22 protein-coding genes are annotated in these 22,883 nt (G+C 41.9%); 12 read left to right on the top strand and 10 right to left on the bottom strand.

All coding sequences use genetic code 11. The features are described from left to right. Positions 1–53: 53 nt before the first annotated feature. From hprK to FN815_RS01930, 4 genes are all read right to left on the bottom strand, one after another. On the bottom strand, positions 54–1,085 hold the full coding sequence (hprK, locus tag FN815_RS01945) for an HPr(Ser) kinase/phosphatase (RefSeq protein WP_142452903.1): 1,032 nt from the start codon (positions 1,083–1,085) through the stop codon (positions 54–56). A 17-nt stretch (positions 1,086–1,102) separates the two neighbouring features. After that, positions 1,103–1,402, bottom strand: coding sequence for a ribosome hibernation-promoting factor, HPF/YfiA family (gene hpf / locus FN815_RS01940; RefSeq protein WP_142452902.1), 300 nt, complete (start codon positions 1,400–1,402; stop codon positions 1,103–1,105). A gap of 37 nt (positions 1,403–1,439) precedes the next feature. Then, a complete protein-coding gene (gene xerC, locus FN815_RS01935) occupies positions 1,440–2,414 on the bottom strand; it encodes a tyrosine recombinase XerC (protein WP_246075106.1) in 975 nt (324 codons plus the stop codon). Positions 2,415–2,477: 63 nt separating this feature from the next. After that, positions 2,478–3,626 carry a glycosyltransferase family 2 protein gene (locus FN815_RS01930; protein WP_142452901.1) on the bottom strand — a complete coding sequence of 383 codons (1,149 nt, stop codon included), beginning with the start codon at positions 3,624–3,626 and terminating at the stop codon, positions 2,478–2,480. Positions 3,627–3,685: 59 nt separating this feature from the next. Here FN815_RS01930 and FN815_RS01925 point away from each other — a divergent pair, with 59 nt between their 5' ends. Further along, on the top strand, positions 3,686–4,759 hold the full coding sequence (locus tag FN815_RS01925; protein WP_142452900.1) for a hypothetical protein: 1,074 nt from the start codon (positions 3,686–3,688) through the stop codon (positions 4,757–4,759). A 2-nt stretch (positions 4,760–4,761) separates the two neighbouring features. Here FN815_RS01925 and FN815_RS01920 read toward each other — a convergent pair whose 3' ends face one another. Then, a complete protein-coding gene (locus FN815_RS01920; RefSeq protein ID WP_142452899.1) occupies positions 4,762–5,427 on the bottom strand; it encodes a lysophospholipid acyltransferase family protein in 666 nt (221 codons plus the stop codon). Between the two features lie 54 nt (positions 5,428–5,481). Here FN815_RS01920 and FN815_RS01915 point away from each other — a divergent pair, with 54 nt between their 5' ends. From FN815_RS01915 to FN815_RS01900, 4 genes are all read left to right on the top strand, one after another. Then, the gene (locus FN815_RS01915) at positions 5,482–6,141 is read left to right on the top strand and encodes an O-methyltransferase (RefSeq protein ID WP_142452898.1); all 660 of its coding nucleotides are present in this window, start codon (positions 5,482–5,484) and stop codon (positions 6,139–6,141) included. 60 nt (positions 6,142–6,201) lie between these two features. Next, the gene (locus tag FN815_RS01910; protein ID WP_142452897.1) at positions 6,202–6,693 is read left to right on the top strand and encodes a protease complex subunit PrcB family protein; all 492 of its coding nucleotides are present in this window, start codon (positions 6,202–6,204) and stop codon (positions 6,691–6,693) included. Positions 6,694–6,785: 92 nt separating this feature from the next. Beyond that, complete coding sequence (locus FN815_RS01905; RefSeq protein WP_221930207.1) at positions 6,786–7,658, top strand: hypothetical protein; 873 nt, start codon at positions 6,786–6,788, stop codon at positions 7,656–7,658. 51 nt (positions 7,659–7,709) lie between these two features. After that, on the top strand, positions 7,710–8,939 hold the full coding sequence (locus FN815_RS01900) for a glycosyltransferase (RefSeq protein WP_246075104.1): 1,230 nt from the start codon (positions 7,710–7,712) through the stop codon (positions 8,937–8,939). A 266-nt stretch (positions 8,940–9,205) separates the two neighbouring features. Here FN815_RS01900 and FN815_RS01895 read toward each other — a convergent pair whose 3' ends face one another. After that, positions 9,206–10,351 (bottom strand): THUMP domain-containing class I SAM-dependent RNA methyltransferase, encoded by a 1,146-nt coding sequence (locus tag FN815_RS01895; protein ID WP_142452896.1) that lies wholly within the window; start codon positions 10,349–10,351, stop codon positions 9,206–9,208. 240 nt (positions 10,352–10,591) lie between these two features. Next, positions 10,592–11,023 carry an FKBP-type peptidyl-prolyl cis-trans isomerase gene (locus FN815_RS01890; protein WP_142452895.1) on the bottom strand — a complete coding sequence of 144 codons (432 nt, stop codon included), beginning with the start codon at positions 11,021–11,023 and terminating at the stop codon, positions 10,592–10,594. A gap of 85 nt (positions 11,024–11,108) precedes the next feature. Here FN815_RS01890 and FN815_RS01885 point away from each other — a divergent pair, with 85 nt between their 5' ends. Next, positions 11,109–11,543, top strand: coding sequence for a CoA-binding protein (locus FN815_RS01885; protein ID WP_142452894.1), 435 nt, complete (start codon positions 11,109–11,111; stop codon positions 11,541–11,543). A 33-nt stretch (positions 11,544–11,576) separates the two neighbouring features. Here FN815_RS01885 and FN815_RS01880 read toward each other — a convergent pair whose 3' ends face one another. After that, entirely contained in the window at positions 11,577–11,978 is a 402-nt protein-coding gene (locus tag FN815_RS01880; RefSeq protein ID WP_142452893.1) for a four helix bundle protein, read from the bottom strand. A 145-nt stretch (positions 11,979–12,123) separates the two neighbouring features. Beyond that, positions 12,124–12,831, bottom strand: a complete 708-nt coding sequence (locus FN815_RS01875) for a hypothetical protein (RefSeq protein WP_142452892.1) — start codon at positions 12,829–12,831, stop codon at positions 12,124–12,126. Positions 12,832–12,879: 48 nt separating this feature from the next. Between FN815_RS01875 and FN815_RS01870 the strand changes: the two genes are divergently transcribed. After that, complete coding sequence (locus FN815_RS01870) at positions 12,880–13,206, top strand: gamma-butyrobetaine hydroxylase-like domain-containing protein (protein WP_142452891.1); 327 nt, start codon at positions 12,880–12,882, stop codon at positions 13,204–13,206. A 147-nt stretch (positions 13,207–13,353) separates the two neighbouring features. Next, complete coding sequence (locus tag FN815_RS01865; protein ID WP_142452890.1) at positions 13,354–14,373, top strand: Fe(3+) ABC transporter substrate-binding protein; 1,020 nt, start codon at positions 13,354–13,356, stop codon at positions 14,371–14,373. A 70-nt stretch (positions 14,374–14,443) separates the two neighbouring features. Here FN815_RS01865 and FN815_RS01860 read toward each other — a convergent pair whose 3' ends face one another. Further along, entirely contained in the window at positions 14,444–18,562 is a 4,119-nt protein-coding gene (locus FN815_RS01860) for a hybrid sensor histidine kinase/response regulator transcription factor (RefSeq protein ID WP_185957134.1), read from the bottom strand. A gap of 498 nt (positions 18,563–19,060) precedes the next feature. Here FN815_RS01860 and FN815_RS01855 point away from each other — a divergent pair, with 498 nt between their 5' ends. The 4 genes from FN815_RS01855 (at position 19,061) to FN815_RS01840 (ending at position 22,830) form a co-directional block, all read left to right on the top strand. Next, on the top strand, positions 19,061–20,452 hold the full coding sequence (locus FN815_RS01855) for a lipase family protein (RefSeq protein ID WP_142452888.1): 1,392 nt from the start codon (positions 19,061–19,063) through the stop codon (positions 20,450–20,452). 349 nt (positions 20,453–20,801) lie between these two features. Beyond that, positions 20,802–21,452 (top strand): phage tail protein, encoded by a 651-nt coding sequence (locus tag FN815_RS01850; protein WP_142452887.1) that lies wholly within the window; start codon positions 20,802–20,804, stop codon positions 21,450–21,452. A 38-nt stretch (positions 21,453–21,490) separates the two neighbouring features. Further along, entirely contained in the window at positions 21,491–22,129 is a 639-nt protein-coding gene (locus FN815_RS01845; RefSeq protein ID WP_142452886.1) for a phage tail protein, read from the top strand. A gap of 23 nt (positions 22,130–22,152) precedes the next feature. Continuing rightward, positions 22,153–22,830: a phage tail protein gene (locus FN815_RS01840; protein ID WP_221930206.1), complete on the top strand. Its 678-nt coding sequence runs from the start codon at positions 22,153–22,155 to the stop codon at positions 22,828–22,830. Positions 22,831–22,883: the final 53 nt, after the last annotated feature.

Genomic DNA, 22,883 nt, shown 5'->3' with positions numbered 1-22,883 from the left:
TTACATTCAAAAAAACAGGCTAAATTCTAACCCAGAGGATTTCTGAGGAGGTTTTATTCCATATCTCCTTCAAAATATTCGATAGCCCGCTTAGGTGTCATGTCTCTTCCTTTGGTTTTCTCACTGATATTAGACTTGATGCGTTCCTGAAAAGCCTGGGCAGGATCGTATCCATAGTGCTTCAGTAAGTAATTCATAGCAATCACTTCCGCAATTACGGTAATATTTTTACCAGGGGTGATGGGGAGGTGAATCAACGGAATGTCCAGGCCCAATATGTTAACTGAATCGTGATCAAGGCCTGTACGCTCAACTTCACGGGTTTCATCCCAAAGAGTGAGCTCCAATACGACTTCGAGCCGCTTTTGATAGCGTACCCCGCGGATGCCAAACATGGACATCACATCAATGATACCCAGTCCGCGAATTTCCATAAAATGTTTACTGATCTCCGTAGCCGACGACATCAATATGTTGTTTTTCTTGGTAAGCATTACCACATCGTCAGCTACCAGGCGGTGTCCGCGTTCTACCAGGTCCAGTGCTACTTCACTTTTACCAATGCCGGATTTACCCGCCACTAAAATCCCAATTCCGTACACATCAACCATAGAACCATGCACCATGGTTTGAAAAGCAAATTGGTCTTCCAAAAAATCCCGCAAAATGTACATAAAATGCGTGGTTTCAAGCGCGGTTGAATAAACCGGTATGCCTGCATCAGCCGCTTCTTGTAAAAGATAGGAGGGCAGTTCGTTGTTGTTAGTGAGAAAGATTACGGGAATATCAAATTTGGTAACATTACGAAAGGCCTCCAGCTGTTTGTCCTTACCCATGTTGCTCAAAAACTGGGTTTCGGTATTCCCTATAATTTGTATGCGCTGGTAAGTAAATAATTTAATATACCCCGCAAGAGCCAGTCCTGGCCGGTGTAAGTCTGCCTCGACGATATCTCTGTCGCCACTGCAGTTTTCGGCCACGCAGGCTTCAATATTTAAATTTACCCGATCCCGCAATTTCTCAACCAGGTACGCTACGGTAATGGTTTGTTTGCGGGGAATTGGCTCCTGTGGGGAAAATGGCATAGATGTTTAATTATAAATTAATTGGTTGCGTGCATTTTTTGTTTGTAACGCTTCAGTTGCCGGGTGATAACATCAATGGCGTTATGCATGGCCTGTTCATAGGTAGTGCCGGATTCTTTAGCAGTTAGAATTTTACGGGGCACCTTAACTATCAACTCCGCCTGTTGTGGGTTATCGTCAGAAGGCGTGGGTTGTAAAATTATATCACACATTACAATGCGGTCATAAAATTGTTCGAGTTTCTCAACACTGTCTCTGCAGAAGTTTTGAAGGTCAGTGCTTGCTTCGAAATGACGTGCTGTGAATGTTGTTTTCATGATGATATACTCCTTATCGTAGTGTGATTTTTAGTTATTAATTTTTTGCTCTTGGATGTGCCTGTTCATACACATTCTTAAGGCGTTCCATGCTGGTATGCGTGTACACCTGGGTAGCTGCGAGATTGGCGTGCCCAAGAAACTCTTTGATGATGCGAATGTCGGCCCCGTTATCAAGCATGTGGGTAGCAAAGCTATGCCGCAATACGTGCGGGCTTTTTTGGGTGACTTCGCTGGTTTTTGATAAATATTTGTCAACCATGTAACGGACGGCTCGTCCATATATTCGCTGGCCGCCGGCAGCAAGGAATAAAGCTTTTTTAGCGTCCTCATCGGTTTTTTTCCCAAATAGTTTCTGCCGCTTTTTAATGAAATCCTCCAGTATGCTAATTGCAGTTCTACCTAAGGGGATGATACGTTGTTTATTTCCTTTTCCTTTTACGGTTACCTGTTTTTGTTTAAGGTTGATGTCATTAAGGTTTAAGCCGGTTAACTCACTAAGACGCATCCCGGTTCCATAAAAGAGCTCCAGGATAGCCCGGTCTTGTAATCCGCGAACAGTTTCAGTGTCCACGATATCCAGCATGCGCTCGATATCCTGAACAGTAGCTGTTTTTGGAAGTGTTTTCTCCTTTTTGGGGACTACCAGTAAGTGAGCCGGGTTTTTATCAATATGGCCGCGTTTAAAGCAATATTTAAAAAAAGATCGTAGAGCCGCTACTTTGCGGGCTATCGTAGTTTTTGCAAGTCCTTTTTCTGATAAGTCTCCCAACCAGAGGCGTATGGAAAGCCTGTTTATTTGTGTGATATCAATCTGCTCAGCAGAAGTATCCTCGTAATGAGCCGTAAAATCGAGAAATGATTCCAGATCATTGCGATACGAGATGATAGTATGTTCCGAAGCATTACGTTCCACCCGCAGATACTTCAGATATTTCTCAATCAATAGTTTCATACGCTGAAATATGTCACTCAATCCGCAAAAATGAAAACGTTTTGTGTGCGCTTTCATAAAATTTTCTAATCTTTTTCTGAGGTCTGCCTTAAGAGCTCCAAAATTACTGCTTAAGCTGCCTTAAACGTCCCTTCCTTTCCACTTAGCCGGGCGACCTTTAAAGTAGTCGCTCAGGCAGGTGGCTCCCAAAACCTGATACCAGAATACTGATACCGGATGCAAGAAGGAGATAAGAGGGTTCCAGCCAAACCGAAAGTCTAATAGCCAACGCTGCAGCCAAATGATGAAAATTGAAAACAGAGCTAATTGTCTTACAAAAGGAATGCCTGAGAAAACGAGGAAGAAGGGCAGTACAAACACAAAAAGACTCAGCAAAGCCATCGCGATAAAGGGAAGCGGGCGTTTGCCAAAACCGGCAAAGAAATTCTTCCGAAGTCCTTCAAACAGCTCTTTGTGAGAGCGGTACATCCGGCAATGTACGGCATTTACTCCGTGATACATGGTTAGTGTGCAATCTTTTCCTCTAAGATTTCTCGCAAGGGCCACATCCTCCACAATTTCATCTCTAACCTGTTTGTGTCCGCCTATCTTTTTATAAGACTGCTTGCTAAAAGCTACAAACTGCCCGCAAGCAGCCGCAAAGTTTTCTTTCATAAGAGGGTAGAGTTTTTTGGGGAGCCAACGCGGTTTGCATTCAACGTATTTGGCTGGTAACAGCGTGAAAAGGGCGTGATAAATAAGAGGGATCTGCATCCTTTCCCAAAAACTGCCAAAGTGCTGCTGGGGCCATATGGTTAAAGCGTCTGTTGATTGCAGGGCGTTAACGGTATTAGAGATGGTTTCTTTTTCCAGCCAGGTATCGGCATCAATGAATACCAGGTATTCGCCTTGGGCTTGCTCACTTAGCTGGTGACAAGCCCAGGGCTTACCAAACCACCCTTCAGGCTTTGGTTCTCCGGAAAGGTGTTTAAGACCAGTATTGTGGGCGGCAATATTTGCCAAGATGTTCGAAGTTTGATCGGTAGAATTGTCGTCCAATACCAATACTTCAATATTGGGGTAATTTTGTAACAGCGCTGAAGTGACGCATCGTTTTATCACAACCTCTTCATTTCGTGCCGGAATACAAATGCTAACCAGCGGGCTATCGGCTTCGGAAGACTGAGCTGATTCCAAATCGTTTATTCCCCGGAAATCAAACCAATTGCGGATTAACACAAGGCTTGTAAAGACGAGATACGCTAAAATAATTAATAACAGGTATTCCATTGAACGAAAGATAGGTAGCCCGGCGTTGCCGTTCACCCACAGTATTAGTTTATTTGGATATGAATATTTCTACAGATTTTGCACACTTAAAACCCGATGCCAACAAAACCCACGATGGATACGAATGGTGGTATGTGGATGGATTGAGTAAAGACGGACAGTATGGTTTTGTGATTATTTTCTATCATGAAAATCCTTTCTCAACGCAAAAAATAAAAAAGCTGGAGACCGATGAGCGCGAGCTGACAGGCTCAGAGCATCCTGCGGTTAGTGTTTCGGTGTATAAAAACAGTGAAACCATCTACTATAGTTTCCTTGAATACTCCGCGCGTGATTTTGATTGGCAAGAGCAATCGTTATGTCTGAAGCTGGGTAAGGACGAGCTCCGTTATAAGCTTGAAGAGAATGAAGTGGAACTCGAACTGATCTTGAACCAAAAGCTTGCTTCCGGCCACAGCATAAACGGTGCGATTTCTGCCAAAGCCGTCCGCCCATCCAGTGAGTTAATTAAGAGTAAAAGTTCTGACTTGCATCGATGGAATTTGCTGCTGCCATCATTGGATTTTGAAGCGAGCTTTTTAGTGGATGGAAAAGAGGGTAGGGAAGAGTTGGCATTTGGCGGGAAAGGATATCACGATCATAACACTGGTAATGAACCGATGAAAGAAAGCTTCCGGGATTGGTATTGGGGACGCTACCATTTTGAGGGATTAACGCTGGTGTACTACCTGATGCAAAAACACGATGGCGAACAATTTGAGGCTTGGCTTATTGATGAGAAAAATCAGTCCGTGCTGCAGCGATTTGATGAGGTGAAACTGGAATATTTTACCCTAAATACTTTCGGATTACGTTCTGCACGAAAAATCGAACTAAATTCCGGTGAAGTATCTGTAAATATTCAATCTAAAGATAAGATTGATGACGGTCCTTTTTACCAACGTTTTTTGGGTAATGGTGTGTTAAGGTATAATGGGCAAGTGTATGGTGCGCATGGTATTTCAGAATATATTTACCCAAAAAATATCTACAATAAACTGTTCTGGCCTTTGGTTCATATGCGCTTAAGGCAGGTGCATCAGAAACCGCATTGGGTGCAAAAATCGGCCTTGATGTACCCGTGGACGTGGTAATTCTAAAACTGATGGGAGAATCCTTCGTCCTCAAATCCGGCTGTTTTTCGGGTTTGAAGCAAGAGTTGGTGAATGTCTTCTTCAAGTAAACCCGTTAACTTGCTTTTAGACATTAGTTTATCGTGATTAACTTTTTTACCGATGGAAATATGTAATTCGGATTTGCTGCTGCGCAAATTTTGAGAATAAATGGCGATGGGAACAAAATCTACCTCTTTTGTTTGCTGGTACAACCAGGCCAAACCCGGTTTAAAATCGGGACGTTTTTCGGAGGGCGGAGTGATGGTTCCTTCTGGGTAAATGAATAAACTGGCTTGCTCCCGATCCATGGATTTCAGCGCATATCGAAGTGAGGTTACGGCAGCCCGCGGATTTTCAAGATTGATAGAGAAGGCCCCGATTTTGCTGAAAAAAGTGTACTGCTGCATCTGTTTATCTTCCATAATAGCCCGGGCATTTTGTTGGAAGAGTTCCCTGTTTAGGTAGAGGGGTATTAGTCCATCCCACCACAAATTGTGATTCAGAAAATATACGGTTCGGTCGGTCGGTCCCGGTTCATATTCCTGTTTTATCCAGAGCTGTTTAAAGCGGCGCTTTAATGCCCAGCGCGTGTAGCGGTCAAAGAACCAAATAAAAAAACGGGATTCGTTGGCGGGAATAAATGACAAAATGAAATCTTTTTTGGTGATGATAGGGGAAAGCCTCTTATCTTTCAATCTATCATGAAAAAGCACAGAGACAAACCTTTCGTTCACATCACCAATTGGCAAATTGAAAACTATGCGCTTGAAATGACCAGCCCGGAATCTGCGTCCATTCAAGAGCTGGTAGCCTCGTCCGATGAAGAATTAGACTATATCGACATGCTTAGTGGTAACCTGGTGGCTCAGCTGCTTAAAATGCTTATTAACATAAGTGGAGCGAAGCGAATTTTGGAGATAGGCACCTTTACCGGCTACTCAGCAGTGGCTATGGCTGAGGCTTTGCCAGATGATGGGGAGGTAATCACCCTGGAAATGAATATTCGTTACCAGGATTTGGCCGAAAAGCATTTTGCCAAGTATGACACCGCTAAAAAAATCACCCTTTTGAAAGGGAATGCTCAGGAGATAGTACAAGAACTTGAAGGGGATTTCGATCTGGTTTTTATAGATGCCGATAAATTGAGTTACCAGCACTATTACGAACACAGCCTGCCTCTATTGAAACAGGGCGGGCTGATCGTTACGGATAATGTGCTGTGGGATGGAACCGTATTGGAGCCCCAAGATTATAAAGCAGAAGCCTTGCATCAATTTAACCGGTTTGTGCTGGAAGATGAAAGAGTAGAACAAGTGTTGCTACCAATCCGTGATGGTCTTACTTTAATCCGCAAGAAATAAATTTTAGTATTGAATGTTGTTCAAGATGAGTCAATTGGAAAATAAGAGGGATTAATTGGTATGAGATATTTTCAAATTGTGGTGTTTTTATCCGGGATGATTTGCACGACTTTGGGTTGCACACACGTAGCTGAGGATAATACAGAGGATCAGTTAAGTGTAAATATGATTGAATCAGGCCAATACTCTAATCATCCGCAAGAAGGAATAATAGAGAAAGTGATTAGTTCGAGTGCAGAATTTCGTTCCGCATGGGAGGCTGTTCACACAGGTAGGAGTCCAATGCCGGAAATACCAGAAATAGATTTTGAAGAGCAGATGGTAATTTTAGTAATGCTTGAGTCTAAAAATTCGGGAGGTTTTGATATTGATGGGTTCCAGGTCCGCAAAGATACGACAGGCTTAGTAGTAGAATATGCGGAAGTACAGCCGGGATCAAATTGTATGACCACCCAAGCAATTAGTCGACCTTACCGGTTGGTTTCATTTCCAAAGACCGGTGAGGATATACGCTTTGAGCAGCAGGAACCCATCATAAATCCATGTGAATAGATTTACTTCTGAATAAAACCACTCTGTGTATTTCGGGGATAATTGAGTACAGAGAGATAACAAAAATCAAAAAATTACTAACGAGGTACTGAATGAAAATAAAACAATGTCTTACTGGGATTTTACTGCTTATTTCCGGAATCATGTTGATGCCTGTTGAAGGTTTTGCCCAGGATTCCACCATGTATCGGATTACTACCAATGACGGAAATCATTTTGTGGGATCTATTGTAGATGATAATGCTTTGGAAATAGTGCTGAAAACGAAAGAATTCGGTGAAATCACCATTCAGCGCAGCAACATAAGCAAGATGGAAGAATATGAATCCGGCAAGAACAAATCAGATGGCTATTGGTTTGAAAACCCTCATCCAACCAGATATCTGTTTGGTACAAATGCTATCAGACAGGAGAAAGGATCTTATTATTTCCAAAATACCTGGGTTTTCTTTAACAACATTAATGCGGGTTTAACCGAGAATATATCATTGGGAGTTGGTTTCGTTCCTCTGATTTTGATTGGGGCTGAATCATTTCCGATATGGGTACAGCCCAAAGTTTCAATTCCTTTTGCAAAAGACAATCTGCATATTGCTGCGGGAGGTTTATTTGGGGAAGTTATTGGATTAGAAACGGGTGGCTTCGGATATGGATATGGAATTATGACTGTCGGTAATATCGATAAGAACTTTTCCCTTGGTTTGGGATACGGTTTTGCAGATGGAGAATGGTCCCGGACTCCCTATATTAGTCTCGGTGGGATGCTGCGGATGACTAGAAAAATGTCCTTGGTTACAGAGAATTACATTTTCTCTGCAGGAAATGAGAATTATGGGATCTTGTCTGTAGCTATTCGGGCAGGTGGCGAAAATTTTGCAATTGATTATGGTCTAATCCGTACGACAGATGAAATGGATTATATCGGAATTCCATGGCTGGGGGTAACCATTCCTTTTGGAAAGTAGTATTCATCGGTTTAGCTTCAATCAGTTTTTAATTTTTCAAGAAAACAGATTTTGAACGTACTGATTATTGGTAAAGTTTGGCCTGAGCCAGGCTCCTCTGCGGCCGGCAGCCGAATGATGCAGCTTATGGAGCAATTTCAGCAACGTGAGTGGAACATCACTTTTGCGAGTGCCGCAGCTGAAAGTCGCTTTGCCGTGAACCTTCAGGAAAAGGGCATCACCCCAAAACGCATCAAGTTAAACGATGCTTCTTTTGATAATTTTGTATCAGAGTTAGGTCCGGATATCGTATTGTTTGACAGGTTCATGACGGAAGAGCAATTTGGATGGCGGGTGGCAGAACAATGTCCGGAGGCCTTGCGGATATTGGATACCGAGGACCTACATTGTCTGCGGGAGGCTCGTCATCAAAGCTGGAAAAAGGGAGAGGAGGTTGACTTAAAAAGCCTGGATATTGCAAAACGGGAAATCGCCAGCATCTACCGAAGCGATCTTTCTTTGATGATTTCGTCCTATGAAATAAAGATTCTAAAAAAGGCATTTCATGTGGATGACGCTCTTCTTATCCACCTACCTTTTATGTTAGATAATATTCAGGAGAATATCATAACTAATTGGGAGCCTTGCGATAAAAGACAATGCTTTATTTCTATTGGTAACTTCTTGCATGAGCCAAACTGGAATGCGGTCTTGTATCTGAAAGAGGAGATTTGGCCGCTTATTCGAAAAGAACTTCCCCAGGCTGAGTTGCATATTTACGGAGCCTATCCATCGCAAAAAGTAGAACAATTGCATAATGAACGAGATGGATTTCTGGTAAAAGGAAGGGCCGATGATGCCAAAGAAGTAGTCGAAAATGCGCGGGTGTTATTGGCACCCTTGCGCTTCGGGGCAGGACTCAAAGGCAAACTTATAGAAGCCATGCAATGTGGTACGCCATCTGTAACTACAGCAATTGGAGCCGAAGCCATGCATAATGATTTTCCTTGGCCTGGTGAAATCCGAGAGAAACCGGAAGAGTTTGCCCAAGCTGCAGTCGATTTATACCGGGATGAGATGAAATGGCAAGTGGCTCAGGAAAGGGGGGTACCTATCATCAATCAGTTATATGATAAACGGGAGTTGGGTAATAAGTTGATAAGGAAATTAGGGGAGATCAGGGAAAGGCTGGATTCTCATAGAAGAGAAAATTTTACGGGGCAGATGCTGATGCATCACACCGCCGCCAGCACCCGCTTTATGAGTAAATGGATTGAGGCGAAGAACAGGATCACAGATTAGGGTCACTGATTAAGGGATTAAAGGATTTCACAGATTTCGTTGTGGTTTTGACCGCACTAGACCTATAAGATTTTTAAGCCCTCGTCTTATTTTATATGGTTATTTACCTTGAAAAGGTTGGATACTTTGTGAATGTGTTTGACTTTTGAATCTTGGTTTGATCTCTTACTTTATTCAAATCCCCAAGACCTTCCTATGTATCTTTAGTAGAATCTGGAAAAGAAAAATCTGCGAAATCCCTCAATCCAAAAAATCAGTGATACTGATCAGTAAAGCTCATATTCCAGCAATCGGGCATCAATGGTAGAGTTATAGAATTCAATGCGCTGATTGGTCCGCAGCCCGATTTTTTTGGCCAGATCAAAATTCCCGGTAAACACGTAGCCCCACCAGCCGGTAGCTTCTTGCTTAAAATAATCACCGATGCCTTCGTAAAGCGGCTCCAGTTCTTTCTCATTTCCTATACGATCTCCATAAGGAGGATTTAGCATGATGACGCCGGGATCGCCTTCCGGGATGTTTGTTTCGCTAAAATCGCATTTTCGGGTTTCAATCAGGTGATCGAGGCCAGCTGTTCTGGCATTCTTCCGGGTGGCATTCACGGCCCTTACATCATAATCGGTGGCAATGATTCGGCCTTCAAAATCTTTGTTGGCTTTGTTCTTCAAATCAGAGCGTAAATCACTCCAGCGCTCTTCATCAAAGCCAAGGATATGCTTGATACCATAGTTAGGTCTTAGCAGTCCTGGTGCTTTATTTAGCGCTTGCAGAGCCGCTTCAATGGCAATGGTGCCGGTTCCGCACATGGGATTGATAAAATGTTGCCCCGGTTTCCATTTGCTGGCCATGATGAGGGCGGCGGCCAGTGTTTCCTGCATGGGGGCCGTATGACTTTCCGTACGATATCCACGCCGTGAAATAGATTCTCCAGAGGTATCCAGATAAATCTGGGCTCGGTCATTTTTCCAGAATATAAACACAACGGTTTTATTCAGGTTTGGACCGGAGTCAGGGCGGGAGCCGGTTTTTTTGCGGATGCGGTCTACAATGGCATCTTTCACCTTAAGGTTGGCAAACTGGGTGTTGGTTACCGTCTTGTTCTTGATAAAAGACTGCACGCTCACGTAGCCATGTTTATCAATATAATCTTCCCACGGAATTTTGATCAGCTCTTTGTAGAGTTGATCTGCATCTTTAGGCCGGCAATCCTTAAGCCGGAAATGTACGCGGTGAGCAGTGCGGAGTGACAAGTTCAACAACATACAGTCGTTAAGCGACCCCTTGGTTTCAACTCCGGCTAATCGTTCTTTCTCAATAGGAAAACCAAGATCCGTGAGTTCTTTTTTCAGGTAAGGGGTGATGCGCTTGGGGCAAGTAATGGAAATTATGCCTTGTTGGGAAAAATCGGCCATGTAGGGGTGTTGGTATTTAATTGTTAAAGTTATGGAAGGTTCTAAATCAGAAAATTCCTGAAGGTTACAGAATAACCATTGGCGCCATTTACCCACCCCTTAATCCCCGCCCAAGCAGGGAAGTTTACGTGATGAAGAGTAAGGTAAAACTACCAAATGTTGATTTAGGCCAAAGAGATAAAAAAAATGGAGCCTTTCTTGCGAGAGGCTCCATCATAAATTACTTATCGAGAATCGAAATTAGTTTACAATTTCAATCAGTTCGATATCAAACGTCAGGTCTTTGCCTGCAAGTGGATGATTAGCATCAATAATGATGTTTTCTTCTTCCACTTTAGTTACCTGTACGGGTACAGGTTGTCCGTTTGGTTGGTTCAATTGAAGTTGCATTCCAACTTCTGGCTCAATGTCTTCAGGGAGCTGATCACGCTCAACAGTTACTTCCAGGTCGTCCCTGCGCTCTCCATAAGCTTCTTCAGATGGGATATTTGCAGTGGTTTTATCCCCAACTTCTAAACCAACTACGGCCTTTTCAAAACCGGGTATCAATTTTCCTTCACCCAGCGTTACTTCCAATGGATCTCTTGATTCAGAAGAGTCAAATACAGATCCGTCTTCTAATTTTCCTGTGTAATGGACTTTTACGGTGTCACCGTCTTTTACTTTCGACACTATAGATATTGTTTTAATTGTGAATATATTGTCCCTAAATATAAGTAATATTCATCACTTTTGAGGATTGTAAAGAACTATTGGCATGATTAACGATAACAAAGACCTTCGAGAAATTTTAAAAGGCGCAAAAACCATTGCTATGATTGGTTGCTCGCCAAATGTGTATCGTACCAGTAACTACGCCGCTCAATATTTGCAAAAAAGAGGCTACCGTGTAATCCCCGTAAATCCTGAAGCGGACAACATTTATAATGAGAAAAGCTTCGACAATTTGAACGATATTTCTGAAAATATATCTATCGATATCGTAAATGTGTTTCGTAATTCGAAGTATTCGGCGGATGCGGTTCGCGATGTACAAGCATGGCAGGAAAAAACAGGGCAAAAGCCGGTGATTTGGACTCAGTTGGATGTTTCATCCGAAGAGGCTGAGGAAATAGCAGAGGAGCACGAGTTACCATATGTCAAAAACCGCTGCATTATGGTGGAGTATGACCGTTTGATGGGAGAGGAGTGATTTAGTGATATGGTGATTGGGTGATATAGTGATTTAGTGATTTCTAATTCTGTGATTGGAAATCATAGTTTGTAGTAATTTTGCTATGGATGTAAGCATACTGATTCTCTCGTTTGCTATTTGAACACCTAGGATATGTCTGCTTTTAAAATACCAGTCCCGTGCTTCACGGGCAGATCCAAGGGCAATTTCACAGAACCTGGCTTTTTCTTTGTTAGAAAGTCTGGAATACCCCTCTGTTATGTTCGCACTTATTGAACCAACCGAGCGATATAGTTGATCCGCTAAAGAAAACCTTCTTTTAGACATTATACTTTCGGAATCCTTCCAGCAAATATCCGAAATAAATAACCCTAATTGATATGCTTCGATGTTCCAAATTACATCATTCTTGATTTCAAATGGAACCAGCTGTACCCACTCTTCAAATTTCATGGTAACGATTTTTAGTTGTGATTCATAAAAGTAAGAGCGTTGAAAACCAAATTCCTTACAAAAAAATCAGTCTTTGGTTCACCATATCACCCAACCACCATATCACTATATCACCATATCACCATATCACCATATCACCCTAACACTATGTATCCAACTCTTCGTACTCGTCGAATTCTTCTTTTTCGAGTTTGTCTTTCACTTTTTTGGCTAAAAACTTCTCTACAAAAAGCTGATCTTCTTCAGGGATCAGGGTTTTGAAGCTTTTGATATTTCCATTCAGCTTATACTCGATTTCAACCACTTCTTCCGAAAACCACGAATAGGTGAAAAAATCATCCCAGCTAATTTTGCGATCAAGCAGTATGAGACCTTCCTCTCTGAGTTCAGGAACCAATCGAATGGTAAAGCTGTAAGCGCCAATAGCGATGATAGATAACCCGGAGGTCATTCGAATAGGAGTAACGGGTAGATCAGATAGTAGAGAAGTGCGTTGTATCCCAAAAAGAATAATGCCAATGGCAACCAGGGTAGGGAACATATCCGTCCAAAATGAGCGGTTCACATAAATGATTTTACCACTGTCTTTCTTCTGATTGAATTGTTGCCAGGCCGCTCCGGCAAAGAAACCAAAAATGGATGCGTACACATTGGCCATAAATGCTCCGGCTATGTGTTCGGGAAAATATCCGACCCTGTGCATCCACTGAAGTGCAAAGAACACCAGTAACACCCCAATTAAGGTAATAGAAAGATTGCGGGGTGTAATTTGATCGAGGTATAACAGTCGCTTATAGGCCAGCCAGATACTTACAGAGGCAACAGCAAAAGCAGAAACAATTATCCAGAGCATTGATTAATTTTAGTTGGATTTATAGTCATTATTAACAATTAAGGTAAGATGGACGCATCAACTACGCCAACCGGTATTGAAGTTAGCAATAAAGATCAGGTTCTGGAAATTTCATGGGAGGATGGACATACTTCGATATTTCCACTTCCCGGTCTGCGGAAAAACTGCCCTTGTGTAACCTGCAGGGGCGGACATGGCAGTATGGGAGAATTTGAACCGGAAGCTTTTTTTGAGGAAAACCCCATGCGCATAGAAATTAGAAATATTGAACAGGTGGGTAATCATGCAATTAAGATTACCTGGGGTGACGGACATGATTCGGGCATGTATCAATGGGAAACTTTACGCTGGCTGGATCCGGAAAATCATAAATGATTGAATAAAAGACGGAAACTATATGTTTGGATATTGAGAGAGCACAATCTGCATGTTAAAGCTCATTAATTAATTTAGAATGTATCTAAATTAAGCTTTAATTTACGGCGAATTAGTTTATCAATATTCATCAACCCAAAATTACTTATGAAGTCCACACTTTTATCACTATTTGCAGTAGCGATGCTGTTCATGTCTTGTTCCAGCCAGGAAGAGGTGAATGTCTATTCAGCCCGACATTATGATACGGATCAGCAACTATATGATGAGTTTACTGAGAAAACCGGTATCGAAGTCAATCTGATTGAAGGCGGTTCCGATGAACTGATTGAGCGAGTACGGAGTGAAGGCATTAATTCTCCGGCTGATATTTTGATAACCGTGGATGCCGGCCGGCTCTGGCGTGCTGAGGAAGCCGATATCTTACAATCCTTTGAATCGGATGTGATCAATGAAAGAGTTCCTTCCGAATTTCGTCATCCCGATGGACTTTGGATTGGCCTCTCCAAGCGCGTAAGAGGGCTGGTTGTAAATCCTGATGCAGTGGAAAACCATGAGGAATTGAATTACGAAGACCTGGCCGAGCCCCGATTTGAAGGCCGCGTGTGTGTGCGTTCTTCTAATAACATTTACAATCAGTCGCTGATAGCGTCTATGGTTGAAACCATTGGTGCCGAAGCTACCGAAGAATGGGCAACAGGACTGGTAAATAACTTTGCCCGCGATCCTCAAGGCGGCGACCGGGATCAAATCCGGGCGGTAGCAGCCGGCGTTTGTGATGTAGCTATTGCGAACCACTATTACCTGGCCGTTATGATCACCGGGGGTGATGAAGCGGATCAGGAAGCAGCCTCTCAGGTTGAGTTCGTATTTCCAAATCAGGGCGAAGATGAGCGTGGTGCCCACATCAACATCAGCGGGGCAGGCATTCTCAAAAATTCACCCAACAAACAAAATGCCGTACGTTTTCTGGAATATCTGACAACCGAAGATGCCCAGAAGTATTTCATCAGCGGTAATAACGAGTATCCCATCAACGACGATGCCGAAATAGCTGAAGTACTGCAAAGTTTTGGCGAGTATAAAAGTGATGCCGTAAATGTATCAGCGCTGGGACGTAATAATCCTGAAGCTATACAGATTATGGACCGGGCCGGCTGGCAGTAGGGAAGACAGCTTACAGCGAATATCCAACATCCAACGAAGAACGATCGAATGCTCTTTGTTGGATGTTTTTTTATGCCTTAAAGTATTCGGAAGGTGTTTCCCCATAGTGCTTTTTAAACACCTTGGTGAAGTGTCCGGGATTGGAAAAGCCACAAACAATAGAGGCCTCTGAAAAGGTACAGCCTTTCTCCCTGATATGACTTATGGCTTCCTCAAGACGTGTTTTTTGGACGTATTCATTTAAACTATCCTCCGATACCTTTTTCCATTTACGATAGAGTGTGGGGCGACTCATATGCATGGTCTCGGCAATCGCTTCGCTGGTTAGGTTGGGATCGGAGAGATGGCGAAGTATAATTTCGTTTACTTCATTGATGAATGCTTGCTGGGTCGGGTTCTTGGTGTTTTTCTTTGATTTCAGTTCCCTGAGCCTGTCTTCTCTTGAAATCAGGGCATCAATTTGGGCAAACAGAATCCGGTTATCTATGGGTTTGGTCAGATAGACTTCTGCTCCTGCCTGTAATCCCTCAGAGATACTTTTATTCGTCTTCTTTGCACTAAGCAAGATGACGGGAATGTTCTGAAGCTTTTTATTTGAGCGGATATTTTGCACAAATTCAATTCCGCCCATTTCCGGCATCATCACATCTGATATAATCAAATCTGCAGTGTTTGATTCAAGAGTAACCAGTGCTTCAGATCCATTTTTGGCAAGTTGTACGTTGTAGGAATCCTCAAGCAAACGAAGGAAGAAAAGCCGCAGGTCTTTGTTGTCTTCCACCACCAGGATATCTGCTTTCTCGGCAGGGGATGTGGTTTCATTATGAGCCGTCTCGGCATCAGCTTGCGGTATTTTCTTCGCAGAATGATCCGTAAACATTTGGTCCGTTTCTGCATATTCTACCAAATCTTCTTTTCGAACCTCTTTGCTGACGGAAGGGAATATCAGGCGAACGGTGGTGCCGGCATTGATCTTGGACTCGATCTCTGCTTTTCCACCCAGGCGTTCCATATACCGTTTTACAATGCTCAAGCCCACGCCTGAACCTTGTTGGGCAGAGGCGTTTTCAGATCTAAAAAACGGGTCAAAGATATGCTGTAAATCCTTTTCGTGAATACCGATACCGGAATCTTCTATTTCTAAAATGGCCTGATTATCCTTCTGAGAAACCCGGATCTCAATGCGGTCTCCATCATCGGTAAACTTGATGGCATTGGATATCAGATTGTTGATGATTAAGGTGAGGGAATTGGGATCTGCCATCACTACGATTTTCTGGGAAGATGGTGCATCAACAGAAAATGCTTTTTTCGATAATCCTTCAGAAGACTGAAATTGTGCCGCACGATTACGGATAAAAGAACTAAAATTGATGTGCTGCCCCTGCTTCTCGAAATCGAGGGTTTCCATCCGCAGCAGATCCAGGAGATGGTCTACCAAATTATTAAGGTTTTCACTATTTCGTTCAATTAAATCCAGTTGCTCTTCGCGGTCAATTTGTTTCTTATTGGAAGCTTCTTTAAGCAACGAAAGCGGACCTTTAATGAGAGAAAGCGGGGTGCGCAGCTCGTGCGTTATATTGATGAAGAAATCGGTTTTAACCTGGTTGAGTCGTTCAAGCTCCCATGCCTGTTGCTGAATGGTCGATAAAGCCTTCTCCGTTTCATTTTTTTGCTGATTCAACAGATCGGTTCTTTCCATAACCCGTTGGTTTAATACTTCCTCACGTTTCTTAGCGGATTTGTTGTTGGCATAAAACAACCATCCTATGAAAAATACTGCCCCGCTAAAGACCAATATTTTGAACCAAAATTGCTCATAGAAGTAATAGGGGATAGTTACCTGAAATTGATTACCCTGGTGAAGTGCAGCAGGGATACCGGCCAGTCTTACTTCAATAGTGTGTGAGCCGGGTGGGATATTGGTCACGGATAACTGACGATCGTCGGATAACAAGTTCCAGGAAGGACTTATTTCGGGAATGCGATATTCCAAAGAAATATTACTTGGATTGGTGTAGTGAATCAGAGAAAAGTTGATGATCAGAGATCTCTCGCCTTGCTCCAGCGCGACTTTTTTATCGCCATAAAATTTATAAAGGCTGCTTTCAGACCCAATAGAAACGATTTCAATTTGTGTATGCTTGTATGGGTTTTGATCAATAAAATCAGACGGATCAAAAAAGATGACGCCTTTTTGAGTGGGAATCCAGATGGTGCTGTCTGAAGCTATCATACCGTTAGACTGGGTACCCCCATTGGTTTCCCGTATGGGAAGGCCGTCATTTTCAGTGAAATTTTCTATCCAAAGAGATGGAGATTTGTTATCTAAATAATTGTGTAAGGCTTTTTGGTTGATCCGACTGATTCCCTGGTTTGAGGGGAGCCAAAGAAAACCGTGGGTATCCGGCAATATACGGTGCACTCCAATATCCGGTAAGCCATCACTTTTGTCGATGATATCAAAGGATTGAATGGCATTGTTGTAGCCTGTAACTACCCGTATTAAGCCATGGGCTTCACTGGCAATAAGAAGGGTATCGCTGCTTTGAAAATATATATCCCTGATTTTGGGCTGTTGGGAGAGGCCTTCCAATTCAACCGGTTGCACATGTTGACCATCATAAATCTGCAGGCCCTGTCCATGAGTGCCCAGCCAGATGTTTCCGTCTGGGCCTGGTTTAATTATCTGGACACGCAATAAAGGGTTGCCATTATGGTCAAATACTTGAGTAAAGGTGTCAGACTGAGAAGCTTTTTTGTAAAGCCCAAGCCGTGAACCTATCCAAAAAGTCCCGTCATCGTCTTCGTAAAAAGATTCAACTTGTCGCAATTGGATATTTCCGTTTAAAAGAAATGGTTTCCACTGCTTTCCATCAAACTGATAAAGACCGCTATCCCATAATCCTACAATTATTTGGCCATTTTGCCTTTCATACAATGACCATACCAGGTTATTTGCCAGGGTACTGTCTCGCTCCGACCAATATGAAATACTATCGGGTGTGATGCGATGAATGCCAAACTCGAAGCTGGCCAGCCAAATATTTTGTTCTTTATCCTCTATAATAGAATAGGTATTGTCACTTTGGAGGCCCTTTTCAGCATTTAGAACATGAAAAGGATGTAAGGTAATGCGAACCAATCCCTGGCCTGCTACTGTGAGCCATAAATTCCCTTCTTTATCATGTACGGCCTGAGCGATGCGTTTTTCATTACTGGTGGCATAAATAGTTTGTCCATCGTAATGCACACTACTTTCACTTATATATAACCGTTTATCATTCCATATTGGGTTATAACTCGTCCACCAAATGCCTTCCCCCATGGTTCCCTGAAATTGAGAATAGGAGCCATCCTTAAGGTCTAAATTAAAATGCCCTCCAAGTGCATGTACCAACAACGTACTATCATTTACCTCTAAAACCGTTGGTGGGGTTGCGTCAATTTCATCACCGTAAGGATACATTGAATAACTTTCTTGTTCATTATCATATACGGATAAGCCGCCCGAGTCAGCAATAGCTACCCGATGATTGGAGAGGGGATAGAAGAGTGTTTCATGATAAAAGGTTTCCTGAGATTTGGGATTAAAAGGCAGTTCTTTGGAGGGAATTTCAAAAGAGAGATGTTCATCGGAATATTTATATAAACCTTCCCGGGTGAGTATTAAAAGTACAGAATCGGACAGGGCTGTATAATTGAAATATTCTTTATCCAGTAATTGAATACGCTTTTCAAACTTCTGTTTCTGAAAGTTGAAAGACAGAAAATCTTTTCCGTTAGAAATCCATGGATGGCCTGAATGTGAAACTCTTAGCGCCCATTCAGGAAATGCCTGATCTTTATATAACGAATCAAAAGTTTGGACGGCCCCATTTTTCCACTGACTTATGAATCCTTGCTCATCTTCCATCCAAATGGAGGAATCGGGAGTAGCGTAAAGCTTTAAAAAGCGATTCGAATTTAATTGTGGAAACTGTTCAGTGGATATCAATTCAAAATCACTGCCATTAAACCTGCTTACCCCGGCTGATGAGGCAATGTATAAATGATCATCAGCCCCAAGTACCATATCAGTCATGGAAACAACCGGTAAGCCGTCTTCCTGATTGTAAACTTGAGTGATTATTTGCCGATTCTGCAGCCAATCATACTCTACTTGTTGGCAAACTGCTTTGTTTGCCATCAAAAGTATGAACAAAAAGCAATGACTAAGCCTGATAACTCTCAAAATATACCTGTTTAAAATCTCCTTCCTCGTCCATTTTCTATAGACTAATCTCATCTTTTAAGACCCGTAACGATATAAATTTTCAGGATATTTAAATAATCATTCCCAATAGTTTACTGCCATATTAAAAAAAATTAATAGGTAAGGAGGGTGGTTTGCCAATCATAATAAATTAGTATGAGAATGTGTGCAACAGACGATTTGGGTTAAAATGAGACGATAGTTTTGAATTATGAGACTATCTGATAAGCTTTTTATTCACGGATTATGCAGTATTAGGTGAGGCATGATTAAAAAATTCATGCGTAGTTAGTTAGGCATATATCAAAATTTTGCGAAGAAATTTTCGAGCAGTCCAGACTAAATAATTAACTATAAACTTCCTGGAGTCATAAGGAAGAAAGAATTTTTAAAAAGAGACCAACCAAATCAGTAATAAAAAAAGAGGTAATTATGGGGTACAGTAAAACACGCAAAGCAATGCTTGCCTTTTCAATGATGGCGGATACAGAAGAAGCCAAAAATCTTGATGGCGGAAGAACTGAGATACAAGAAAAGATTTTAGAGTCATACAAAAAGAGTTTGCAAGAGAAGGAGACTAAGGACTTGATAGGCAACTGGGATTGTAATCATGAGCCCTGGCTAACCATATACAATGATTTGGAACAAAATTTAACGGCCTTCTTTGAACATCAGGAAGAAAATGAAATTGTGATTGCCGTTGCAGGAACAAATTTTACCAGCCATTTCGATTGGTTTGTAGAAGACCTGGAGGTTTCAACGCTCATCCCATGGAATAAAGACATTGTAAATTTTGGAGATAAGAATACAGGATCAGGGGAAAATGGCTATGTATCAAAAGGTACTGCAAGGGCATTAAGCATCTCATGGACCCAAGCTATTGGCGATGATAATAACTCTGATGAAAAGAAGGGAGATCCTTCTGAGACTCCCATGGAGTACCTGCAAACATTGCTAAAATCTAAACTAAGTGAACCGCTAACCCTTTATGTAACAGGGCATAGTTTAGGCGGAGCAATTTCTCCTGCGATGGCTCAGGCTATTGCTGATCATGTCGGAGATTGGGATTTAGATGGAGCAAACTTAGATAACTTAACCATCAAGACCTATCCTTTTGCAGGCCCCACTCCTGGAGATGATACTTTTCTGAATTACGTTTATGAAAAGGCGGAACGAAAAATAGAAGTCCACTCCACGGTAAACAGGAATGATGTAGTGCCGCATGCATGGCAACTTGTTGACGAAACTCTGAATGGTTTCACCATCGAAAATATCTCATCGCTTTATAGTAGTGTTTTGACGGCTAATAAGGAGGAAGATAAGCGCATTGTAGAAGCAACGGTTCAGATGTTGCTTGGGTTTTCAGAGCACGCAAAATCTAATAATCACATTTACAAGCGTTGGAAAGATGAGTTAATAGTAGAAGGGGAGCTTTCTGATTTTGGTGATAAAGTTACTGTTGAAATAGGAGCCTTTAACGGTGTAATTCAAGCCCACCTTAGCTTACCGGCTAACAAAAATGTCAGAGATGCTCTTTTTCAAATTGCGGGCTTGAATAAGGAAAACAGTAAAGTTATGGAGTTGACACCGTACTTACAGTATTTCTGTACTTTTCTAGTGCATCTTGCCAACCAACATATCTCGGCTTATAAAGAAATTATCTTTGAGGATAGTGAAAATAATAATACTTGGTTTAAGATTATTGATCCCATTGCTATCATCAAGAAACTGGAAACGGGGCTGTCCGTGCTGGATACTCTTTTCTTAAAAGTGAATGAGTACAACTCCAATAAAGAAAAACTAGGACAACCAAAAGAACAATAGAATTCGCAGTTACAGATAGACTATCAAATAGTCCAAATAGTCTCTTAAGAGCTCGTTGGTAGCTTTTTTGATACAATTATCACAAATAATGAGACTATTTGATAAGTACTATCTGGTCTTTTTTACAAATATTAGAGGCGAAGATTAAGTTTCTATCTTATAAAAAAACTGAGGTAAAGCTTACTAGTAACTGGGTATTGATTTAATACAAGATTAGGTAAAGAAAAAGACAACCGGTTTGGGTATGGGTTATGGGCCTTTATGTCCACTTACCAAATTGGCCATGCCATAAAATTAAGGCATAGGTATAAAATCGGTTTTGTAAACAGATAACATAAATACGGTAAGTATGGATGATGGGTATGTAGGTGAGATAAGGTGCTTTGCAGGAGACTTTGCACCTGAAGGGTGGCTTTATTGTAATGGCAAAGAGTTGCTAATCAGGGATTTTCCCGCTTTGTATTCAATATTGGGTACTACCTATGGTGGTGATGGTATAAATGCGTTTAAACTTCCGGATTTATCCGGTAGAATGATAATGTCAGCTGGCACAGGAGATAAGCTTTCCAACAGGCAACTTGGAGAGCTTGGAGGGGAGGAGAGTGTTCTACTGGATATTTCCCAAATACCAGAGCATGCACATGATGCCACTTTCTATATCGGCACTGTATATACCGTGGAGCGACAGGTAGCCATAAACTCATTGATGGAGGTAAACAATGCTTCCGGTAATGAATCTGGGCCCAGCGGTAATTATTTGGCAGCAGATAACAGTTTCTCTGGCAATTATTCACCAAATACGGATCGGACTGCACTAAACGAGAACGCAATTAGTATTGACTCAATAGACCTGCAGGTAGACGCAATAGACATAAATAAGCAACCAAAAGTGGTACTTGGTCTAACCGGCAATGATGAGGCTCACGACAATATGGTTCCTTTTATTGCGCTGAACTGGATTATATGTGTTGAGCCACCCTATTACCCTGCGAGATCTTGAACATCAATCAGACCAATAATCAAATAACTCATTAGAAAATGGATGGATACGTAGGTGTTGTGAAGAGTTTTGCGGGGGATTATGCCCCAGCCAATTGGAAGTTTTGTGATGGCAGCAGATTACCGATCAAAGGTTTTGAGAAATTATATGCAATCATTGCAACAAGGTATGGTGGGGATGGAACAACCTATTTTAACCTTCCGGATGTAAGAGGCCGTACGATATTGGGTACTGGTAATGGAAATGATTTAGCCCCCAGGACATTAGGTGAAAAAGGAGGTGCTGAAAAGGTTTGGTTAACAAAAAATCAGTTACCCCAACATACGCATGCTGCAGCTGTTGGGGTCTCAAGTATTCAGGCTGTTGCATCTGCCAACCTCCAGTCTACAGTGTTAGTTAATGATGCAGATGGGTCCCAAATCACTCCTTCAGGCAATTATTTAGGAAAGGATAACAGTGCTTCCGGTAATTATTCAAATACGAAGGATGGTAGTTCTACGCTAAATGAAAATGCTATTTCTATGGCCATCGAAGGGAATGTAGAATTCATTGATAGTGGAAGTGCCATGGTAGTAAAAGATAGTGGGTTATCTCAAGGGCATGAAAATATGTCGCCCTTTACGGTATTGAATTGGATTATTTGTGTGGACGGTGAATTTCCACAAAGGCCTTCATAATTAGGTACATCATTTAGTTTGCAATGAATAAGGGAAATATGGACAAAAATGTAAGTGTAAGCCAGCCTCCGATTTACTTGGGGGAAATTCGAGTTTTTGCAGGTAATTATGAACCTGTCAACTGGAAGTTTTGCAACGGGCAATTATTAAGTGTGTTTGATAACATGCAGCTATACTCGCTGATAGGAAATATTTACGGGGGCAAGCCCGATGTAAATTTCAACTTACCTGATTTAAGAGGTAGGTGTTGTATTGGAATGGGTATCGGGCCGGGATTAAGTGAACGCAAACTTGGTAGCCAGGGCGGAAGTGAAGAGGTTACCCTCCAGTATCAAGAGATGACAGAGCACACCCATTCTGCATCCGTAACACAAGAGTTGAACGCTTCTGGACAAATAACGGGTAGTGCCAAAGCAATGATGAATGTTAACAACAACGATGGCCAAGAAGTTGACCCAAGAGGTAACTATTTGGGTGTTGATAATAGTTACGCAGGCAACTATTCGTCTGTAGGTACCGGAGATTATTTAAATCCCAGTGCTATAGTAACCAATGGAAAAGTATCAGTGGATATAGAAGATGTTAAGTATTCGACAGATGTTGAAAAAACAGGGGGAAATCAAAGTCACCAAAACATCTCTCCATTTCTATGTCTCAACTATATCATTTGCGTGAATGGGTTATGGCCTGATCGTTTATAAGACTCAGTATTAAAAATTGCTGGTACTTGCACTTGAGGGGTTTCAGGTGCTTA

The organism is Gracilimonas mengyeensis (assembly GCF_900182705.1).
Classification (GTDB): domain Bacteria; phylum Bacteroidota; class Rhodothermia; order Balneolales; family Balneolaceae; genus Gracilimonas; species Gracilimonas mengyeensis.
This window is presented reverse-complemented; position numbering and strand designations above follow the sequence as displayed.

Coding starts and splice junctions, on each gene's coding strand:
- hprK (WP_142452903.1), bottom strand. CDS start 1,085: ATGCCATTTTCCCCACAGGAGCCAATTCCCCGCAAACAAACCATTACC.
- hpf (WP_142452902.1), bottom strand. CDS start 1,402: ATGAAAACAACATTCACAGCACGTCATTTCGAAGCAAGCACTGACCTT.
- xerC (WP_246075106.1), bottom strand. CDS start 2,414: ATGAAAGCGCACACAAAACGTTTTCATTTTTGCGGATTGAGTGACATA.
- FN815_RS01930 (WP_142452901.1), bottom strand. CDS start 3,626: ATGGAATACCTGTTATTAATTATTTTAGCGTATCTCGTCTTTACAAGC.
- FN815_RS01925 (WP_142452900.1), top strand. CDS start 3,686: ATGAATATTTCTACAGATTTTGCACACTTAAAACCCGATGCCAACAAA.
- FN815_RS01915 (WP_142452898.1), top strand. CDS start 5,482: ATGAAAAAGCACAGAGACAAACCTTTCGTTCACATCACCAATTGGCAA.
- FN815_RS01910 (WP_142452897.1), top strand. CDS start 6,202: ATGAGATATTTTCAAATTGTGGTGTTTTTATCCGGGATGATTTGCACG.
- FN815_RS01905 (WP_221930207.1), top strand. CDS start 6,786: ATGAAAATAAAACAATGTCTTACTGGGATTTTACTGCTTATTTCCGGA.
- FN815_RS01895 (WP_142452896.1), bottom strand. CDS start 10,351: ATGGCCGATTTTTCCCAACAAGGCATAATTTCCATTACTTGCCCCAAG.
- FN815_RS01885 (WP_142452894.1), top strand. CDS start 11,109: ATGATTAACGATAACAAAGACCTTCGAGAAATTTTAAAAGGCGCAAAA.
- FN815_RS01880 (WP_142452893.1), bottom strand. CDS start 11,978: ATGAAATTTGAAGAGTGGGTACAGCTGGTTCCATTTGAAATCAAGAAT.
- FN815_RS01875 (WP_142452892.1), bottom strand. CDS start 12,831: ATGCTCTGGATAATTGTTTCTGCTTTTGCTGTTGCCTCTGTAAGTATC.
- FN815_RS01870 (WP_142452891.1), top strand. CDS start 12,880: ATGGACGCATCAACTACGCCAACCGGTATTGAAGTTAGCAATAAAGAT.
- FN815_RS01865 (WP_142452890.1), top strand. CDS start 13,354: ATGAAGTCCACACTTTTATCACTATTTGCAGTAGCGATGCTGTTCATG.
- FN815_RS01860 (WP_185957134.1), bottom strand. CDS start 18,562: ATGGCAAACAAAGCAGTTTGCCAACAAGTAGAGTATGATTGGCTGCAG.
- FN815_RS01855 (WP_142452888.1), top strand. CDS start 19,061: ATGGGGTACAGTAAAACACGCAAAGCAATGCTTGCCTTTTCAATGATG.
- FN815_RS01850 (WP_142452887.1), top strand. CDS start 20,802: ATGGATGATGGGTATGTAGGTGAGATAAGGTGCTTTGCAGGAGACTTT.
- FN815_RS01845 (WP_142452886.1), top strand. CDS start 21,491: ATGGATGGATACGTAGGTGTTGTGAAGAGTTTTGCGGGGGATTATGCC.
- FN815_RS01840 (WP_221930206.1), top strand. CDS start 22,153: ATGAATAAGGGAAATATGGACAAAAATGTAAGTGTAAGCCAGCCTCCG.